We start from the raw sequence: 17,333 nt of genomic DNA, 5'->3' as shown, positions 1-17,333 counted from the left end.
GCGGCGCCCACCGAGATCCCGCGCGGCGGCGTCAAGCAGCAGACCGTGCCGGCCGTGCTGCTGCTGGACCCGGGCCGCCCGGTGCCGGTCGACCGGATCGTCGCGGCCGCGTGGGGCGCCGAGCCCCCGCCCAGCGTGACACACCTCGTGCAGACGTACGTGAGCCGGCGGCGCCAGGCGCTGAGTCTGGGCGGCGACCTCGTCTTCACCGACGCCGGTGACCTGCTGCGGATCGCGCCGTCCCAAATGGACGTCACGGCCTTCGAGCAGCACCTGACCACGGACCCGGCCGCCGCCCTGGCGCTGTAGCACGGCGAACCGCTCGGCGGCCTGTCCGGCGAGGCCATCGGCGTCGCCCGGCACCACCTCACCGAGCAGGCACCTCGTCGCCCTCGAACAGCGGGCCCGTCTCGACCTGGACGCCGGCCGGCACACCGCGGCGATCGCCGTCCGGCGACCCCAACCCCGGCCCGGCTGTAGGGCCGGGGGTCACGCCGCCCCCCGGCTCCGGGGGTCGGCCCGCGCCTGCTCGCGCCGCGACTCACCAACGGCGGGGATACCATCAACCGGATTACGGCCGAACTGCTCGGCTGTGGCTTCACACTGTTCACCGACCGGGGCGTGCCGAGGCCGCCGGTCGACGGGTTGGCCGTGCGGCTCGGCCCCGGCGACCGGGTGGCGGTTGCCGACGGCGACGACTGCCCGCTGTGGGACGGCTCGCTGAGCCTCCCGCCCGGCTGGCACAAGGCGGCAACCACGTCCGGCCGCGTCGGCGTGGTCGTCGCGTCCGGGCCAGCCAGCTCCACAAGGTCCTCGCCTGCATCACCGACTACATCACCGTCGAATCCGGCCAGGCCTCTTGGAACCCCGACGACCTGCTAGCCGTAGCCAAGATGTCAGGTGAAGCATTCGAACCGTCGTCGGATTCGGCCCGTCCGCTTGTGGCGACAGTTGGCCAGTGCTGACCCGGACGCTCTGTGAGCGCCGGGGTAAGGATCAACCGGTAGATTTATAGCTCGTCGTCTGAACGGATGGCACCGTCCCGTTCGCGGAAGATCTCAGAAGAAGCCAGCGGCTGAGCCGCCTCTCGGCGCGTGGCACGTCCGCGGGAATCGCCTAAGACCAGGAAACGAAGATGCGGCCTACGAGTAGTACGCCCTCGGCAGGTCCAGTTGGATCGTGTAGGACTGCTCTGATCGCGGGATTGTCCGTTATCGGGTCGTAGGTCCGGAAAATCATCAGGCCCGACACGGGGCGGGGCGTCCACGGCCCGGGCGAGGGCCGGCAAATGCGCGAGGCGCATCACTCGGGCGCCGGTCATACGCCTGCCCAGGGTCGCCCCGGCAAGTGATCGCTGTCACCGAACGTAGGGCTCCCCCATGGATGATCTTGAGGTAGCCTCCCTATCCGCCGGCGGCCTCATGCCGGGTCGATCACGGGGAGTAACGCCAATGGATGTCTGGGTCCTCAAGTCCCAGCAATGGGTCAACGCCACCTACGCCGGTGTGAGCGGCTATGTCGCCGCCCCCGAGGACGGCGTCACCGGTTGGAAGACCATGTACGCGCTGACCCGGGCTCTGCAGCACGAGCTCGGGATCACCGCGCTGTCCGACAGCTTCGGCCCGACGACCCTGGCCCGGGTAGGTGCCCTGCCCGGCGGCGGGGTGAGCCAAGGAACCACCAACAAGAACCTGATCAACATCGTCAAGGCTGCATGCTGGTGCAAGGGCTACGCGGGCGGCGACTTCGACGGCACGGTCAGCCAGCAGCTCTACGACGCGCTCTACGCCATGCAGCGCAACATCGGCATCACCCCGGTCTCCGCGCCGTTGGTCACGCCGAAGCTGTTCAAGGCTCTGCTGACGATGGACGCGTACGTGGTGGTGTCCGGCGGCACCGCGGACATCAACCTGATTCAGCGGACCCTGAACGCGGCATACGGCGGCCGGCGCGACTTCTACTACATCCCCTGCGACGGGATTTTCTCCCGCGACGTACAGCGGGCGTTGTACCTGGCCATCCAGTTCGAGCTGGGGATGACCGACGACCAGGCGACCGGCAACTTCGGTCCGGCCACCCAGGCCGGGCTGAAGGCGCATCCGCTCTCGACCGGCAGCACCGGCGTCTGGGTGAAGATCTTCAGTGCCGCGATCACCTTCAATCGCGTACGAATGGACGCCGGCTCGGACACGTCGGTGTACTCCGGTTTCACTGACAGTTACAACGCCGACCTCGCCGCGGCGGTCCGCAAGTTCCAGCAATTCTCCGAGCTCTCGGTGAACGGCAACGCCGACTTCGACACCTGGTGCCAGGCGCTGGTCTCGACCGGCAACCCTGACCGACCGGCGAATGCGTGCGATGGCATCACCACGGTCACCGACGCGCGCGCCAAGGCGCTCTACGCGGCCGGCTACCGCTATGTGGGCCGCTACCTCGACGAACGCCCGTCGAGCAAGCCGCTGAACAAGCGGATCCAGCCCGGCGAGCTCGACACCATCTTCGCCAACGGACTGCGGGTATTTCCGCTGTCGCAGTACTACGGCGGCGAGGTCGCGTACTTCTCCTGGGACCAGGGCTTCAAGGACGCGCAGGACGCGCACGATGCAGCGGTCGGCTATGGGTTCGCCACCGGGACGGTCATCTATTTCGCCGTCGACTACGACGCCACCCAGGACCAGATCAATTCCAACGTCATTCCGTACTTCCGGGGTGTGGTCTCCGGTCTTGCCAGCAAGGGCAAGAAGTACCTCCACGGCGTGTACGCCTCCCGCAACGTCTGCGCCGAGGTGACTCGCCAGACGTCCGCCCGCTGGTCGTTCGTCTCCGGCATGTCGTACGGCTTCTCCGGCAACATGGGCTTCCCACTGCCCGAGAATTGGGCGTTCAACCAGGTGCAGACGCTCACGGTCGGCAGTGGCTCCGGAGCGATCCAGATCGACAAGGATATCCACCGGTCAAGCGGCGACAAGGCGGTCGGCTCGGTGAACCAGTCGAGCTCGCCACTCGACAAATACGTCGCATACATCGAGCGCCTTTACGCCCTGGCGCTGCAGTACAACAACAGCGACCCGTACAATCTTGCGAACCAGCTTGTCATGGAATACCTGCGGGCCAACGCCTACGACAGCCCGCCGTTCACTACTCTCATGGGGCCGATCGACCACGACTTCGTCGATTTCGTGGACAACGCCGGCGTGAATCGGATCAACGACCTCGCCGACCCTTTCTACGGCATCGACCTGCACGTGGCGCACTTCGGCGCCGCCTGCAACGGCTACTATGTCTTGTCCGAGTCGCAGGAGACCACCGCGAACGGCAGCGACATCGGCGGCTGGGGCGGCGACTGGATCACCTTCTACGGTGACTGGCGCAATGCTTCCGACAGCTACGCCTCCGGCAGCGCGTACTGCGCGGCGCGCCTCGCGCAGGTCGACGGTGCTGGCACGTTCAAGCTGCGCGACCTCATCGAGGACGTCGACGCTTACAACATCAACAAACTGGTTCGGGGCGGGGCGAACATCGGCAGCGCGGCGCGCTCCTACTACCTCGGTGGTGGCTACCTCACCCGGTTCCGCACGTTCGTGGACGAGCGGTTCGGCACCATCTCGAACGCCAAGGCGGCTGCGAAGGACATGCTGACCTCCGATGCATTGGCTAACGTCGTAGCGTTCCGGACTGGTCTGCTCGCGAACTACTCCGGTGTGGTAGTGCCGCCCGAGCTGCTGCCCGACAGCAGTATGGACGACTTCTGCCAGGGCTTCGCCGACATGCTGCAGGCCAAGATGGCGGTCGAGATGCAGCGCGGAGCGGCCCTACGGTCGGCAGGCAAAATCTGACCATGTCTTCCGTACGCACGCTTCTGCTCGGTGCCCTCGGCTCTTTCCTGTTGGCCGTGATTACCTGGGTCGTCGGCCTCGAGCGTGGAAAGCTGATGTCATTCCGGCCCGCCGACGAGTACTGCGGTGGACAGGTGAAAGCCCTCTCCTGGCACCTCATCCCGCTGACTCATCAATGTCAGCTCACCGACGGCACCAGCCGTGAGCTGGTGCCGGTGTGGGTCAACCCGCTCGTCTTCGTCAGTCTGGCCGCCACGCTAGTGCTGGTGGTGCTCGCAATGCGTGCCGCCAACCGCCCCTAATCCCCCCGAGGAGAAAACCCCCGATGACCGGCCTCTCCCGCCGCAACGTCCTTGTCCTGACCAGCGCCGCCGCCGGTGCCTCAATCGCGGCCGTGGCCGTGGGCTCGCCCGCACTCGCCGCCCGCACCGCACCAGCCGCCCCGTTTCGCTGGCGTGGCTCCCACACTCAGAACGGCTGGCCAGTGGTGGCCGGGGCCGCCGTGACCGCGGTCGGCGTCGAGGGCAGCGACGCCCGGTTGTCGCTGGTTCCCGGGGCGGTGACCACGCTGCTCACCCACGTCCTGCGACGCTTCCACTACGAGGTGGAGACGCTGGTCGGCGGCGACGTGTCCGGTCACGGTTCCCACGCTGCCGTCGCCGCACCCTTGGAGTCGAACTACCTCTCCGGTACTGCGTTCGCCGTGCGGCCGGCGGCCTATCCGGTCGGCTCGACCGGCAACTTCTTCGCCAGCCAGGTACTCGTGATCCGTGACATCCTGGCCGATTGCAACGGCGTGGTCCGCTGGGGCGGCGACGACCCGGTCGCACCGAAGGAGGGCCACTTCCAGATCGATGTCCCGCCCGGCGACCGCCGTCTGGCCGCGGCCGCCGCGCAGCTGGGCGCCCCCGGAACCCCGCCCGACGTCTGGACCCCCACGCGCCGGAACCGCGCGAAGACGCTGGAAACCCGTCAGCACCGCAGATAGGCGAGGCGCGGTCGAACAGATTCCCGGCAGATGTGATCTTCCCCGGGTTTGGTGTAACCGGGACAGCTGGTTCTCTGCAAACTGACAGGTTTCGTAGGGCGGCCATGATTCTGGGGCCGGATCCGGTGTGGACGGTGGAGTCGTCTTCGCGGCAGACGGTGCCCCTGAGCCAGTGAAGGACCTCGATTTTCCAATGCCGCGGACGGCAGGTGCGATGGTCGCGGGGCCCGCAGGCGGTGTTCATGCTGGTCACGCCGAGGATTGCGACGTTCGACACGGGGGTGCCGGTCATCGTGGTGACGGCGCGTTCGACGAGGAACACCTGCTCGACGTGGGGAACGGCAGGTCGGGCGGGGCCGGCATGACTTGAAGGGTGCGTGTTTCGAGCCGACCATGGCCTCGATCGGTCATCCGGTGCGTGATCGGGGTGTCTTCCCAGGGCAAGACGTCGGGCCGCGTACCCAGCTCGTGAGTGGCGGCGGCCAGCAGGTGCGGGGCGTTGCCGTCGGCATCAGATCCGCTTGCCGTCGACCGCGAGGATCACTCGCGGCGGCCCCGCCTGCTCGCTGTCGGCTGCGCGGATGGTTCGCCATCCGGCTGCGGCTTGACCGATGCCAGGTAACCAGCTGCGCTGCAGTGCGCGGATCAGCGAATACATGGTCAGCCAGCCGGTGCTGCCGCCCTCGGGGCACCGAACGTATCCGGAAACAGAGCCGTACAAGGAAATTTCGAACCCGCTGTCCGTTCTGGCGAAATTCCCGCAGCACGACACCTGGGATTGCGGCTATTCCATGGCGCTCATCACCGCAATAGTCAGCACCGTATTGACGACCGGATGTGCCACCGGGCTTGTGCTGCTCACGGTTTTCTTCAAGATCTTTGGCCTCGGGCCGGATCCGGACAACCGGCGAGACCGGTGATTCCAGGGCCGTGACCTGCGAAGATGCTTGTGACATTCGCCATCGGGCAACTCGCAAAACTTGATCGGCTCACCTCTCGCGGTCAAACTCAACTGGCCCGGCAGGCGACCGGGCCACGGGCCGTCAGGCCAGTGAAGTTCGGCATGTGCTGATGGAGTTCGAATTGCAGCCGGCAGGGCGTACTTCGGTGCTCTGATCGGCTATTAATCGCTCCGCTCGGGCGCGATGCGCCCCGTGAACCCTGCGCATGCCTCGCCAAATTCCGCAATCTTCGCGTCGCGCTCGTGCGCGCACGCGAACCCTTTTATGGCTGGAGGAACACCCGTATGGGTATCAAGCGAAAGCTGGCCGCGGCACTGGTCGGCGCGGCCGTAGTGGTGGCCGTCCCGACGGCGGCACAGGCTGAAGACCACGGCGACGGCAAGACGGCCTGCAACAGCGGTGAGATTTGCTTCCAGTTTTCCTGGGACGGCTTCTCCACCAGCACGTTCCAGCGGCATTTCTGGTACAGCGATTCGAACCACAACGACGACGTGTTCGGGAACGTCCCGAACGGGAACACCTCGCTGCTTCTCGCCGACAACGCCCACGGGTTCTGGAACCGGGACACTTCGTGCTCGGTGACGCTGTACGTCTCCACCAGCTACCGCAACGGCTACGCCACCATCGCCCGCGGCGGCAAGCAGTCCATCTCCAACTGGAACCAGTCCCACAAGCGCTGCGCCTGACATCCGTTCCGCGTGGGTGGCGCACCGATCGTGCCGTCACCCACGCGGGTGGACCACCGAGGAGGAAAGAAATGCGAAGGCGGCACGACGTGAAGACGAAGAAGTTGCGGGCGGTCGCCGTCGCGGCTCTCGCCCTGCTACCTCTCGCCGGCTGCGCGGACAATGCCGCCCAGGCGTCCTCCTCGGCGGTCGGCGACAAGAAGATCGAGCAGCCGTTCTCGATCTTCCTCGGCGACGCCATCGGCGTGGTGGACTACGCGCAGCTCAAGGTGCTCAACCAGTGCCTGGCCGACAAGGGCTATCCGCAGAACCTGCGCGTCATGGCGTCCGGGCCGAGGAATCCCTTTCCGCAGCTGATCGTCACCGAGGCGACGTTCGGCCCGGCGTCCGAGGACGATGCGAAACGGCGCGGGTTCGGGCAGGACGAGCCGGCAACTCCGCCGGCGGTCGTCAGCTCGGATCCCACCTACGACCGGGTCTCCGATCAATGCGCCGAAGACGCCTGGAAGAAGCTGTCGCCGAACGCCAAGGAGGTGTACTACAGCTACTTCGACCTCGGCAACGCTCTGGGCATGCCGTTCCTGCTGACCGTCAACCAGCGGATGGGCCAGGCCCGCTGGGACCAGTTGCTCTCCTGCCTCGCGGGCAAGGGCTACCAGACGACCAAGAAGGCCGATTTCTACCGCTACCCGGACCCGGGCCTGTTCGGTGTGCCGCTCGGTTCGGACACGCCGGATCCCGCGGCCTCCTGGGTTCCGAAACACGTGCCCGGCACGGTGGAGGTCGGCCCGGCCGTGCCCGCCCGCAGCTACACCCCGGCCCCTCGGGAGGCCGATTTCGCGCTCGCCTGGTACCGGTGCCGGCGCGACACCGGTATCGACAAGGAGCAGATGGCTACCGTCATGCAGGTGGAAGGCGAGCTCGTGAAGAAGAACGAGACGGCCCTGTCCGAGCTCAACCCGCAGGTCGAACAGGTCGCCAAGCAGGCCGCGGCGCTGATCGGTCAGTCATGACCGTCGCCGGCAGCCCGGTCCGGATCCGGCGGCGTTTCCTCGCGGTCATCGGTGCGTCCTTCGTGCTGGTGCTGCTGGTGGTCGGGGCCGGAGCGCTGCTCGGTCCGCGCCTGCGGTCACCCGCCCAGGCAGCCGCCGAGGCCGCCCCGCCGGCGCCGTCCGCGGTGACCGCGAAGGCGACCCGCCGGCAACTGAGCGAGCCGGTGGTCCTGCGCGGCCTGTTGCAGCCCGGCCGCAGCGTCAAGGTGCTCCCACCGGCCGCCGCTCTCGGGCCGAACAGCGTGGTCACCCGGGTCTCGGTCAAGAAAGGCGACCGCCTGACCGAGGGCCGCGTGGTCCTGGAGCGCGCCGGCGAGCCCATGTTCGTGCTCGACCTCGCCTTCCCCCTGTACCGGGACGTCACCGCGGGGATGACCGGCCCGGACGTGGCCGAGATCCAGCGTGCCCTGCGCCGGCTGGGCTATCGGCTGAGCGTCACCTCCGCGTTCGACGGCGCCACCCAGCAACAGGTCGCCCAGTTCTACCGGGATCGCGGCTACCCGGGTGGACCGGGCGGACCGGACGCCGCAGGCGCGAGTACGCCGGCGACCGCGAACCCCCCGGCCGACGCCAAGAACCGGTCGCAGGGCACCGTGCCGGCCGTAGCCGGCTGGATCCCGCAGGCCGCGGTCCTCACGGCCGACCGCGCCGGCCGGGCCATCACCGCCGTACACGTCCACGTGGGACAGGTGCTGACCGAGTCCGCGGCCGCCCTGCTGGAACTCGACGGCGAGGCGCCGGATGTGGTCGCCATCGCGGACCGCGACCAGGCGGCGCTGCTGCACACCGGGCAGAACGCCACGGTCGTCGACGATCTCACCGGCGAGAAGGCCACGGCGGCCATCAGCGCCGTCGGCAAGGAACCGGTCACCGGCGCGGACGGTCAGAACGGCTTCCAGGTGCGGGTCCGGTTCATCGGCAAGGCGATCGGCGGTGGGGTGGACCGATCCCTGCGACTGGACGTGGCAACCGGCTCCGGCAACGGCGTGGTGCTGGCCGTGCCGGTGACCGCCATCTACTCCCGCGCGGACGGGTCCACGTTCGTCACCGTCCTGTCCGCCACCGGCACCCGGGCCGACGTCACGGTCACCACCGGGCAGATCGCCGGTGGCTGGGTCGAGATCTCCGAATCCGTCGGCACGCCCCTCACCGAGGGGACGCAGGTCGTGGTCGGCGACCAGGCGAGCGGGTGAGGTCTCGATGTTGCGGATGCGGGATGTGACACGCACCTACGACGACGGCCGGCCGGTGTACGCGTTGCGCAGCACCGCATTGCACATCGCCGTCGGCGACTACGTCTCGATCACCGGACCGTCCGGGTCCGGCAAGTCGACCCTGCTCAACCTATTCGGCCTGCTCGATGTTCCGTCCACCGGCTCGTACGAGGTCGGCGGAGCCGAGACGGTCGGTTGCGGGCAGGCCATCCGCAGCGCCATCCGTGGCCAGGTCTTCGGATTCGTCTTCCAGGCCTTCCATCTGCTGCCCGGGCGTACCGCCCTGGAGAACGTGGAGATCGGTTCCCTGTACGGCCCGCACAGCCGGCGCAAGCGCCGGAAGCTGGCCACCGAGGCACTGGAACGCATGGGACTCGGCCACCGGATGCTCGCCGACCCGCGCCAACTATCGGGCGGGGAACGGCAGCGGGTGGCCATCGCCCGCGCCGTCACGGCGCAGCCCCAGGTGCTCTTCTGCGACGAACCGACCGGAAACCTCGACAGCGAGAACACCGCGGCCGTCATGACCCTGCTGCGCGAGCTCAACGCCGACGGCCTCACCCTGGTGGTGGTCACCCACGACCCGGTGGTGGCGGAAGAGGCCGGACGACGGCTGCGAGTGACCGACGGTGTGGTGAGCGAGGCGTGAAGCGCAACCGGACGGGTCACCTTCAGCTGCGGATCCCCCGGCTCAAGTGGAGCGACCTGATCGTCGAGGCATCGTTGTCGGTGGTGCGGAATCCGGGCCGGTCGCTGGCGACCGTCATCGGCACCGTGCTGGGGGCGGCGGCGTTCGTGGCCAGCCTCGGGCTGGGCACCACGTTGAATCACCAGGTGTCCTCGGCGTTCGACGTACGCAGGGCCACCGAAGTCCGGGTCGAGCCGGACAACGACCGGACACCGGACACCTGGCTCGACACGACCGCCCTGGCCCGGCTCAGCCGCCTCAACGGGGTGGTCGCCGCGGGCCGCCGGGTGACCCTCGGCGAACAGCCGATACGCCGCACGATCACTCTCGATCCGTCCGACACCTCGGTGGCCGTCATCGGCGCCGATCCCGCGGCCGTACGGGTCATGGCACCGACCTTGACGCTCGGGCGTGTCTACGACGACTTCCAGGAACGCAACGCCGTCCCCGTCGTCCTGCTGTCCGAACCGATCGCGAAGAAGCTCAACATCAGCCGCACCGACGTTGCGATCTTCGTGGACGGCCGGCCCTACACCGTGATGGGCATCTATCGCGATGTCGCCCGTCGCCCCGAGGCGATGGCCGCCATGGTGATGCCCTACTCGGTGGCCGCGAACCACGCGGACACCACCGCCAAGCGCGACGTTCTGATCGAGACGGCACCCGGGGCGGCCCAGCTCATCGGTTCCCAGGCCCCCCTCGCGCTACGACCGGAGGCCCCCACCGAGCTGCGCGCCATCGCCCCGCCCGACCCGCGGACCCTCCGCACCGACGTCGAGTCCAGCGTCACCGACTCCACCGTGATCATCAGCGTTGCCGCTCTCCTGATCGGAACCATCTCGATCGGCAACGCCGCCACGGCCGGCATCGCCGCGCGAACGCCGGAGATCGGGCTTCGCCGAGCTGTCGGCGGACGGCGGCGACACATCTTCCTGCAACTGGTCCTGGAGACAGCCGCGCTCGGCGGGTTCGGCGGAGCGGCCGGCGTGCTCCTCGGCATCCTGGCCACCTGCGTGGTCTCCCTGGCAAAGGGGTGGACCCCGGTCCTCAGCATCTCCTCAGCCGTGGGTGCCTGCGCGATCAGTACGATTGCCGGCCTGCTCGCCGGCTTGATCCCGGCCACCAGGGCCGCCCGGATCCCTCCGGTTCAGGCCCTCCAGCGATGACAGCCGACCACGACGGCCGGACAGCCGGGCTACCTGGCCGGCGCCGGCCAAGGCTCACGGGTAAGAGGGCGGCCCAGGCTGGCCCCCAGCCGGGGAAGGCTCTCAGCCGGGGAAGGAGATGGCGGCCGGTGTCCTGGCGCCGAACACGGTGGCGACCAGATCGCTGACGGTGTGCGCGCCCTGAGCCAGGGTGCCGGAGGCGGTCAGCCGATAGGTCACCGCGACGACGTACCGTTCGTGGTCGCCGGCGAAGCCGACGCTGTGCGTCACCCAGTGGGTCACGCCGTTGTCCGGCTTCTGTGCCCAGCCGTCCTTGTTGCCGGGATGCATCGACGATCCGGCGCCCCAGACACCCCAGTGCTGGAAGGACGCCACCCCGCGCAGGGTGGTGACCAGGTAGGCGCGGTCGGTGGCGTCCATCCGGTCCAGGACGTACGACATCAGGTTCGCCAGATCCTGCGTCGAGCAGTGCAGGTTGCGCCAGAAGACGGTGTAGCCGGGGACGACGCCGAGCGTGGACATCCCGTAGGTGGCGCGGAAGCGGGTCAGCATGCCGGCGCCGTCGAACTTGGTCCACAGCGCGGTGGTGGCGTCGTTGTCCGAGTCGACCAGCGACCGCCGCATGTTCTGCCGGTCGGCGGCCGTGAGGGTGACCTGGCCGGCGTGCGCGCGCTCGAGGATCGCCGACGAGAGGGCCAGCTTGATCGTCGACGCGGTCCAGTTGAGTTGAGTGGTGTTGCCGGCCCGCCAGACCGTGCCGGTCACCCGGTCCCGCACCACCAGCCCGATCGTGCCCGGTTTCGCGCCGATCAGCGCCCGCGCCGCCGCCATCCGCGACGCGATGCTCGTGCCGGCCACCGACCGAGCCGGCGTAGCGGAACGCGATGGCGCCGTAGCAGAGTGCGACGGCGTCGCTGACGGATACACCGGCTCGGGCACCGAGGCGGTCACCGACGGCGACGACGCGACCCAGGACGGCGCCGGGGTCCCGGCCGCTGAGGCGGCACCGCCGCACCCGGCCAGGGCAAACACGGAGAACATCGAGACGACACGGCTGGCACGCACGGCGGGAGCCTACCGCGGGTGATCAAGCTGGGTTCCGGCGTCGCCGAGGAAGACACCGGAGTTTTGCCGACCGTCACTATCGTGAGCTGGTGACCGATGATGCGATCGACGGCCTGGCGCTGGAAAAGATCGACCGGTGGCAGCGAGGTTTCGAGGAGCGTGCCGCTCAGGCGCGGGCGCTGAACGAACTTACGTCGGAACTGTCGGCCACCGCACGTGAGGGCCACGGCGCCGTCGAGGTCACCGTGGGATCAGACGGCCAGATCACCCGATTGTGGCTCGACGAGGAGATCCGGCGGCAGCCGGCCGAAACCACCGCACGGCAGATCATGGCGGCTGTTCGAGCTGCCAAGGAGTCGCTGGTCCGAGACTTCGCCCGGGCGACGGCAGAGACCGTCGGACTCGACAGCGCCACCGGTCAGGCCGTGATGAGGTCCGTGAATGCCCGCCTCGGCCGTCCCGACCCGGAAAGCGACGGCAGGGACCAGGCGCAATGAGCGGTGACCAGTTCCAGGTCAAATCGTCCGACCTCGTCTCGCACGCCGTTGAGGTGGACGCAATTGGTGACGGCCTGGGCGTCGCTCAGCAGGCCGGCGAGGCGGTGCATGTCGACACGGATGTCTACGGCGAGCTGTGCCAGTTCGTCCCGGCCATCCTGAACGGCCTGCAGTCGCATCTTATCGACGGCCTCGGTACTGCCGTGGCCGCGGCACACGACACGGCGGACGCGTTGCGCTCGACGGCGGCCGACTACGACGCGGCCGACGGCAACGCGGCCGACCGCCTGCGGAGCACCCGATGACCTCCGGGAACCCGTTGGTCGCCACGGCGCAATCGACCGTCGACCCGTGGGCCGGCGTGTGGATAGCTCAGGACATCGAGACCATCTGCCAAGGCGTCAAGGACGGTAGCTGGATCGAGGGCACCCTCGGCACGGTGTCAGCCGGCCTCGACGCGCTGGCCCTCATCTCCGACCCGATCGGCGCGCTCCTGCAGTACGGCGTCGCCTGGATCATCGAGCACGTCAAGCCGCTCCGTGAGGCGCTGGACTGGCTCGCGGGCGATCCCGCCCGGATCGCGGCGCATGCGCAGACCTGGCGCAACGTGGCCGGGGCGGTACATGACCGAGCGAACGACCTTGATCGCGCGGTGCGGTGGGACATGACCGAGTGGACGGGGTCGGCCGCTGACGCCTACCGCACCTGGACCGGTCAGCAGAAGGCCGCGGCCGACGCTCTGGGCAAGGCCGCCGAAACTCTCGCGGCCATCACGGAGGCCGCCGGGTTCCTCGTGGCCGGCGTACGCATGCTGGTGCGCGACGGCATCGCCACGCTGGTGTCCCGGCTGATCGTCTATGCGGCCGAGGAAGTCGGGTCGCTCGGCCTGGCGACGCCGCTCGTGGTCGAGCAGGTCTCGACGCTCTGCGCCTCCTGGGCCGCGAAGATCAGCAGTTGGCTGCGGGACCTGGTCAGCAGCCTCGGCCGCCTCCGCGGTATGGCCGGCAAGATTGCCGAACTGATCGAAAAGATCAAAAGCGTCCTGGGTAGGTTCGGCGCCAAGGGCGGTAAGGGTGGCAAGGAGCCCGTCCGCAAGCCGACCGGCCCGAGCCGGGCGGAGCTGCTCGAGGAACTCGCCGCCAACGGCGTCAAACACGATCCTGACAAGGTGATCCTGATCGGCAAGGACGGCGACGGGAAGATCATCTTCCTGGAGAGCGGCAACGCGAAGGCCGGCCTCCAGCACGTCATGGATCATGCGGACCAGTTCGCCGACATCGGCGTGCCTCGCGAGAAGGTTGGCCAGTTCGTCTTCGACGCGGCCACCACAGGAAAGGTCGTCGGGTACCAGGGTAAGGGTATGGGTCGGCCGATCTTCGAATTCGTGTTCGAGGGCCGGCCCTATAAGGTGGCCGTGACGGTCGGGAACAACGGCTTCATAGTGGGGGCGAATCCAGTTGGCCACTGATGTGATCCGGGTGATGCCCGACTACCAGTCGTACCCGACGTGGCAGCCAGGCGCCGACGAGTACAACGTCGACCCCGAGACGCTGCCGATCTCCAAGGAACTGGCCGACGAACTGAACGACTGGGGTGACGACTACGACGCCACCCTCGTGCTCGACGACCCGGCCTCGTCCGGCTTCCCCGACGCGGCCGCCGAGGAGGCGTTCGCCGACCGCGGCGCGCGGCTTGCCCGGCGCCTGGCGGCCGAGCTGACCGGCCGGTACCGGGTCGAGTACCACGACGTCCGCACGGGTCGGCGGGAAGAGATCACCGGCTGAGACCGCTGCTCGGACCAGGGCAGCGCGCGTCCGGGCGTGATCGCCGACTGCGAGTCGGCCGACCCGGACCGCGCCGCGGGACAGGTGGACACTCATTCGTAGCAGCCGGCTCGGTCGCTCGCCAGACCGATCTCGGCAACCTTGCCGTTCTTGAAGGCGAACCGGTAGTGAGCGCCGTCGTTCGGCTTCGGGTCGGCGAACGCCCTGCCGGTCTGCGGATTCGGGTTGCCCCCGAGATCCGCTTGTGCGAAGTGCAAGTCGGGAAAGACCTTCTTCGTGGCGCTCAGTGTGCTGCCGATCTTGATGCCCTGAGGCGTGTGCTGCTGGGCGATGCCCTCGATCGCCCGGATGCCATATCGGCCGTTGAACACGACCCCGGTGGCGCCGGGATGCCCACGCCAATCCGCGTACGAGCACCCGGCCGGGTCGGAGGCGATGGCCCCGGGCCGGAAGGTGATGAGCCCGGTCGCCTTCGCGCTGGTCAACGACATACCCACCCGCAGGTCTCCGACGTGCGTCGGATAGATGGTCAGATGCTCGAGGTCGGTGCTCGCCGTGGCCGACGGCTGCACGGGCTTGCTGCTGGCCGGTGGCGCACTCGACGGCACTCCGGTGGTCGGCGGCGTGCTGGCCGGCGTCGCGGCCGAGGCGGATGCCGGCGTTCCGACCGGCGCGGCAGCTCCGCTCAAGTGCTCCGGATCTTGGGCGCAGGCGGAGGCGAGACCGACAACGGCCACAGCACCCAGCAGGGTTGCCAAACGGCCCATCATGGGGGTGCCCTTTCCGAGATTGTTGACGCTCATATCCGGTGCGATGCGCCGCTCACGGCCGCAGTTCTGATTTGCGGATAACGAAGAGGTGACACCCTGGAGGGGTTCGCACCCTTCCGCCGGACGCTGGAGTTGGCGTGCGGCACCGGGCAATGGACCGTCGAGCTCGCCCGGCATGCCACGACGGTGACCGCTGTCGACGCCGCACCGGAGGCATTGGCGATCTGCCGGCAGCGTGCCGGGGCGGCTCACGTGCAGTTGGTCGAAGCTGACCTGTTCACGTGGCGGCCGCCCGAGCGCTACGACTTCGTCTTTTTCTCGGCCTGGTTGTCCCATGTTCCACCGCAGCGCTTCGCCGCTTTCTGGGCGCTTGTCGCCGACTGCCTGACGCCGGACGGCAGGGTATTCGTGATCGACGAACTGCCGGCGGTGGCCGCCGTGGAGCGTCCGGCCGCTGCGCAGCCCGTACCGGCCGTGCACCGCGAGGTCGCCGGCGGCCAGGTCTTTCGCGCGGTCAAGGTGCTCTATGCCCCCGACGAGTTGCAGGGCCGGCTCGACGCCCTGGGCTGGAAAGCGGACATCAGAACGGTGGGATGGCGATACTTTTCCACTTCACTGCGCCGACGTCGACGGTCGACCTGTTGATGCCGGCCCGACCGTCGTCGCAGCGGCGGGCGGCTGTCCGGTGGTCAGCTCTACCGGCCGGCCTGGAGGGCGGCGCCGAGGATGGCGCTGCCGGTCATGTCCAGGGCGGGCTCGTCGGTCTGCCAGGCTCGTACATCGTCGACGAAGCGGCTGCCGTGGCCGGTGAACGCGGCGAACGGGTCCTGGCCGGCCGCCGGGCACTTCACCATGTCGTCCAGGTAGTCGCCCAGGCCGTCGGCGAACAGCGACGGGTCGTTCGGGCCGTTCACCACGGCGCCGGTCAGCGGGCGGCCGGTCAGGTTGGCGATCTGGTGCTGCGGGCAGCGCGGGAAGGTCGAGCCCACCCCTACCATGAAGCTGCTGCCCCAGGCGTTCGCGCCGAGCAGCCAGTCCCTCTGCTGGGTCGCGAACCCCGCATAGGAGTCGTCGGCGACCGCGCGGTACAGCGCCTCGGTGGCGATCAGCCCGAACGTGTGCGAGTCGACGTCGAAGTCGGTGTAGACGCCGCCGGCGTGGAACACGTCCTTGGCCGCCCGGTCGGCGCCGGTGCGCACCTGCCGCCGCAGGTCGGCGATCAGCCGGTCCCGGCCGAGGGCCAGCCCGGCCGGGCCGCCGGTCTGCCGGATCGCGGTGATCAGGTCGGCGTGCGCGAGGGCGCTCACGTCGTACAGGTTGAAGGTGTCCCCGGTTTCCTCGGCGAGGTAGCCGTGCGCGTAGCCGGCGGCGTCGCGGACGTAGGCGCGCCCGCCGGGCAGGCCGAGCCGGCTCAGGGCGAGGGCGATCTCGGTGGCGCCGAGCTCCATGTCGTCGTGCCAGGTGTCCTCGGGGTAGAACTCATTGGGCAGCGCGGTGACCAGCGGCTTCGGCGGGCTCTTGACGTCGGCGCGGGCGTAGAGCGAGGTGGCGGCGCGCACTTCGGCGCGGGCCCGGGTGGGGTAGCGGATGGCGTCCTGCTGGGCGGCGAGGGCGAAGGCGGCGGCGACCCGGCCGGCCAGGTTGGGGCTGATCGGCTTGCCGGGCGCGGCGGCGTCGAAGACCGGGCGGTGCGCGGCGGCGTACCGGTCGGCGTGGTCGGCGTTCCGGTCGTCGGCGGCCGGCAGGCGCCACAGGTCGTGGTCGCCGGTGAAGGTGCCGGCCTGGTTGCCGGAGCCGATGCCGACCTGCAGCCGCAGGGTTCGGGTGCGCTGGTCCCACGCCTTGTCCAGCCACGCGATGCCCTGCCGGGCCTCGTCGTCCAGGGCGGCCGGGGCGGACGGGCCCATCGCGCGGGCGGCGGCCAGCAGCGTGATGGCGCCGTACGCCGTGGTGTGAGTCATCTTCAGGTAGTCGCCGGCGTCGTACCAGCCGCCGGCGACGTCGACCGGGCCGCCGATCCGCTTGAGGTCGGCGTCGGCGATGACGTCCTCCTCGGCGAAGTGCGGTGTCGCGTACACGGTGGCGGATTTGTCGTTGCGGTGCGCGGTGTCGCGCTGGGTGCGGAAGAACGTCACCCCGTCCCGGACCACCTCGCCGTAGAGATCGGTGGCCGATCGCACGGGGAAGCCGGGCGACACCAGGCCGCCGACCCGGATCCGGTACGTGCCGGGCCGGTCGAGGCGGCTGAGGTCGATCGGGTAGACCGCCGGGTAGGCGGCGTTCCAGGAGCCCCGGCTCTTCGCGGCCACGTCGCCGGAGAGCACCGGCCGGCCCTTCGCGTCGAGGACGGTGAACCGCAGGCCGGTGGCCGGCGCGGTGGCCATCAGGTACGCCTGCTTGCTCTCGCCGGGAACATATCCGGCCTGGTCGACGCGGATGACGCCGGACACCGCCGTGGGCGCGGCGAGGCCGGACACCGCCGGGGGCGCGGCGAAGCCGGTGAGGGCGACCAGGACCAGGCTCATGACCAGTTTGAACACGAGGTCACTCCGCAATAGGAAGACTGTTTAACAGATCCGTCGTGGACGGTATCACAAGGTCAGGAGATTCCTTCGCGTTTTGCGG

The 17,333-nt window shown here is 69.0% G+C and carries 19 protein-coding genes; 15 read left to right on the top strand and 4 right to left on the bottom strand.

Features of this window, described 5'->3' with window-relative positions; translation table 11 throughout:
• Nucleotides 1-45 precede the first annotated feature (45 nt).
• From ODJ79_RS11400 to ODJ79_RS11385, 4 genes are all read left to right on the top strand, one after another.
• Nucleotides 46-309, top strand: a complete 264-nt coding sequence (locus ODJ79_RS11400; RefSeq protein WP_263023345.1) for a helix-turn-helix domain-containing protein — start codon at nucleotides 46-48, stop codon at nucleotides 307-309.
• Between the two features lie 1,070 nt (nucleotides 310-1,379).
• Nucleotides 1,380-3,836 (top strand): glycoside hydrolase domain-containing protein, encoded by a 2,457-nt coding sequence (locus tag ODJ79_RS11395; RefSeq protein WP_263023344.1) that lies wholly within the window; start codon nucleotides 1,380-1,382, stop codon nucleotides 3,834-3,836.
• 2 nt (nucleotides 3,837-3,838) lie between these two features.
• Complete coding sequence (locus ODJ79_RS11390; protein WP_263023343.1) at nucleotides 3,839-4,138, top strand: hypothetical protein; 300 nt, start codon at nucleotides 3,839-3,841, stop codon at nucleotides 4,136-4,138.
• A gap of 23 nt (nucleotides 4,139-4,161) precedes the next feature.
• A complete protein-coding gene (locus ODJ79_RS11385; RefSeq protein WP_263023342.1) occupies nucleotides 4,162-4,824 on the top strand; it encodes a hypothetical protein in 663 nt (220 codons plus the stop codon).
• Nucleotides 4,825-5,335: 511 nt separating this feature from the next.
• Here ODJ79_RS11385 and ODJ79_RS11380 read toward each other — a convergent pair.
• Nucleotides 5,336-5,482 (bottom strand): hypothetical protein, encoded by a 147-nt coding sequence (locus ODJ79_RS11380; protein ID WP_263023341.1) that lies wholly within the window; start codon nucleotides 5,480-5,482, stop codon nucleotides 5,336-5,338.
• Between ODJ79_RS11380 and ODJ79_RS11375 the strand changes: the two genes are divergently transcribed.
• The 6 genes from ODJ79_RS11375 to ODJ79_RS11350 all read left to right on the top strand — a co-directional run bounded on the left by ODJ79_RS11375 (nucleotide 5,481) and on the right by ODJ79_RS11350 (nucleotide 10,592).
• Nucleotides 5,481-5,744, top strand: coding sequence for a hypothetical protein (locus ODJ79_RS11375; protein WP_263023340.1), 264 nt, complete (start codon nucleotides 5,481-5,483; stop codon nucleotides 5,742-5,744). The two genes, ODJ79_RS11380 and ODJ79_RS11375, sit on opposite strands and share 2 nt — an antisense overlap.
• Nucleotides 5,745-6,070: 326 nt before the next feature.
• Entirely contained in the window at nucleotides 6,071-6,472 is a 402-nt protein-coding gene (locus tag ODJ79_RS11370) for a hypothetical protein (RefSeq protein WP_263023339.1), read from the top strand.
• Nucleotides 6,473-6,543: 71 nt separating this feature from the next.
• On the top strand, nucleotides 6,544-7,485 hold the full coding sequence (locus tag ODJ79_RS11365) for a hypothetical protein (protein WP_263023338.1): 942 nt from the start codon (nucleotides 6,544-6,546) through the stop codon (nucleotides 7,483-7,485).
• On the top strand, nucleotides 7,482-8,717 hold the full coding sequence (locus ODJ79_RS11360) for a peptidoglycan-binding domain-containing protein (protein WP_263023337.1): 1,236 nt from the start codon (nucleotides 7,482-7,484) through the stop codon (nucleotides 8,715-8,717). The genes ODJ79_RS11365 and ODJ79_RS11360 overlap by 4 nt, the downstream gene beginning before the upstream one ends.
• Before the next feature lie 16 nt (nucleotides 8,718-8,733).
• A complete protein-coding gene (locus ODJ79_RS11355; RefSeq protein ID WP_317620656.1) occupies nucleotides 8,734-9,387 on the top strand; it encodes an ABC transporter ATP-binding protein in 654 nt (217 codons plus the stop codon).
• Entirely contained in the window at nucleotides 9,384-10,592 is a 1,209-nt protein-coding gene (locus tag ODJ79_RS11350) for an ABC transporter permease (RefSeq protein ID WP_263023335.1), read from the top strand. Before ODJ79_RS11355 ends, ODJ79_RS11350 begins: the two co-directional genes overlap by 4 nt.
• Nucleotides 10,593-10,694: 102 nt before the next feature.
• Here ODJ79_RS11350 and ODJ79_RS11345 read toward each other — a convergent pair whose 3' ends face one another.
• Nucleotides 10,695-11,450 carry a hypothetical protein gene (locus tag ODJ79_RS11345; RefSeq protein WP_263023334.1) on the bottom strand — a complete coding sequence of 252 codons (756 nt, stop codon included), beginning with the start codon at nucleotides 11,448-11,450 and terminating at the stop codon, nucleotides 10,695-10,697.
• A 296-nt stretch (nucleotides 11,451-11,746) separates the two neighbouring features.
• Here ODJ79_RS11345 and ODJ79_RS11340 point away from each other — a divergent pair, with 296 nt between their 5' ends.
• Genes ODJ79_RS11340 through ODJ79_RS11325 form a run of 4 tightly spaced genes read left to right on the top strand, consistent with a single transcriptional unit; the run spans nucleotide 11,747 to nucleotide 13,938 of the window.
• On the top strand, nucleotides 11,747-12,154 hold the full coding sequence (locus tag ODJ79_RS11340) for a YbaB/EbfC family nucleoid-associated protein (RefSeq protein ID WP_263023333.1): 408 nt from the start codon (nucleotides 11,747-11,749) through the stop codon (nucleotides 12,152-12,154).
• Entirely contained in the window at nucleotides 12,151-12,459 is a 309-nt protein-coding gene (locus ODJ79_RS11335; RefSeq protein ID WP_263023332.1) for a type VII secretion target, read from the top strand. Before ODJ79_RS11340 ends, ODJ79_RS11335 begins: the two co-directional genes overlap by 4 nt.
• Entirely contained in the window at nucleotides 12,456-13,622 is a 1,167-nt protein-coding gene (locus ODJ79_RS11330) for a WXG100 family type VII secretion target (RefSeq protein ID WP_263023331.1), read from the top strand. Before ODJ79_RS11335 ends, ODJ79_RS11330 begins: the two co-directional genes overlap by 4 nt.
• A gap of 13 nt (nucleotides 13,623-13,635) precedes the next feature.
• A complete protein-coding gene (locus ODJ79_RS11325; protein WP_263023330.1) occupies nucleotides 13,636-13,938 on the top strand; it encodes a hypothetical protein in 303 nt (100 codons plus the stop codon).
• A gap of 92 nt (nucleotides 13,939-14,030) precedes the next feature.
• On the opposite strand, the gene ODJ79_RS11320 is transcribed toward ODJ79_RS11325, so the two are convergent.
• Nucleotides 14,031-14,885, bottom strand: a complete 855-nt coding sequence (locus ODJ79_RS11320) for a hypothetical protein (RefSeq protein WP_263023329.1) — start codon at nucleotides 14,883-14,885, stop codon at nucleotides 14,031-14,033.
• Between ODJ79_RS11320 and ODJ79_RS11315 the strand changes: the two genes are divergently transcribed.
• On the top strand, nucleotides 14,841-15,353 hold the full coding sequence (locus ODJ79_RS11315; protein WP_263023328.1) for a class I SAM-dependent methyltransferase: 513 nt from the start codon (nucleotides 14,841-14,843) through the stop codon (nucleotides 15,351-15,353). The genes ODJ79_RS11320 and ODJ79_RS11315 overlap by 45 nt on opposite strands.
• Before the next feature lie 50 nt (nucleotides 15,354-15,403).
• On the opposite strand, the gene ODJ79_RS11310 is transcribed toward ODJ79_RS11315, so the two are convergent.
• Nucleotides 15,404-17,248, bottom strand: coding sequence for a glycoside hydrolase family 9 protein (locus ODJ79_RS11310; protein ID WP_263023327.1), 1,845 nt, complete (start codon nucleotides 17,246-17,248; stop codon nucleotides 15,404-15,406).
• Nucleotides 17,249-17,333 lie beyond the last annotated feature (85 nt).

The sequence above is a fragment of the Actinoplanes sp. KI2 genome, assembly GCF_025630775.1.
In the GTDB taxonomy this organism is placed as follows: Bacteria; Actinomycetota; Actinomycetes; order Mycobacteriales; family Micromonosporaceae; genus Actinoplanes.
The sequence above is the reverse complement of the archived record's forward strand: the minus strand, read 5'-3'. Positions and strand labels throughout refer to the sequence as shown.

Coding starts and splice junctions, on each gene's coding strand:
- ODJ79_RS11320 (WP_263023329.1), bottom strand. CDS start 14,885: ATGCCGGGCGAGCTCGACGGTCCATTGCCCGGTGCCGCACGCCAACTC.
- ODJ79_RS11355 (WP_317620656.1), top strand. CDS start 8,734: ATGCGGGATGTGACACGCACCTACGACGACGGCCGGCCGGTGTACGCG.
- ODJ79_RS11380 (WP_263023341.1), bottom strand. CDS start 5,482: ATGTATTCGCTGATCCGCGCACTGCAGCGCAGCTGGTTACCTGGCATC.
- ODJ79_RS11330 (WP_263023331.1), top strand. CDS start 12,456: ATGACCTCCGGGAACCCGTTGGTCGCCACGGCGCAATCGACCGTCGAC.
- ODJ79_RS11390 (WP_263023343.1), top strand. CDS start 3,839: ATGTCTTCCGTACGCACGCTTCTGCTCGGTGCCCTCGGCTCTTTCCTG.
- ODJ79_RS11325 (WP_263023330.1), top strand. CDS start 13,636: ATGCCCGACTACCAGTCGTACCCGACGTGGCAGCCAGGCGCCGACGAG.
- ODJ79_RS11370 (WP_263023339.1), top strand. CDS start 6,071: ATGGGTATCAAGCGAAAGCTGGCCGCGGCACTGGTCGGCGCGGCCGTA.
- ODJ79_RS11365 (WP_263023338.1), top strand. CDS start 6,544: ATGCGAAGGCGGCACGACGTGAAGACGAAGAAGTTGCGGGCGGTCGCC.
- ODJ79_RS11395 (WP_263023344.1), top strand. CDS start 1,380: ATGGATGATCTTGAGGTAGCCTCCCTATCCGCCGGCGGCCTCATGCCG.
- ODJ79_RS11360 (WP_263023337.1), top strand. CDS start 7,482: ATGACCGTCGCCGGCAGCCCGGTCCGGATCCGGCGGCGTTTCCTCGCG.
- ODJ79_RS11375 (WP_263023340.1), top strand. CDS start 5,481: ATGGTCAGCCAGCCGGTGCTGCCGCCCTCGGGGCACCGAACGTATCCG.
- ODJ79_RS11385 (WP_263023342.1), top strand. CDS start 4,162: ATGACCGGCCTCTCCCGCCGCAACGTCCTTGTCCTGACCAGCGCCGCC.
- ODJ79_RS11335 (WP_263023332.1), top strand. CDS start 12,151: ATGAGCGGTGACCAGTTCCAGGTCAAATCGTCCGACCTCGTCTCGCAC.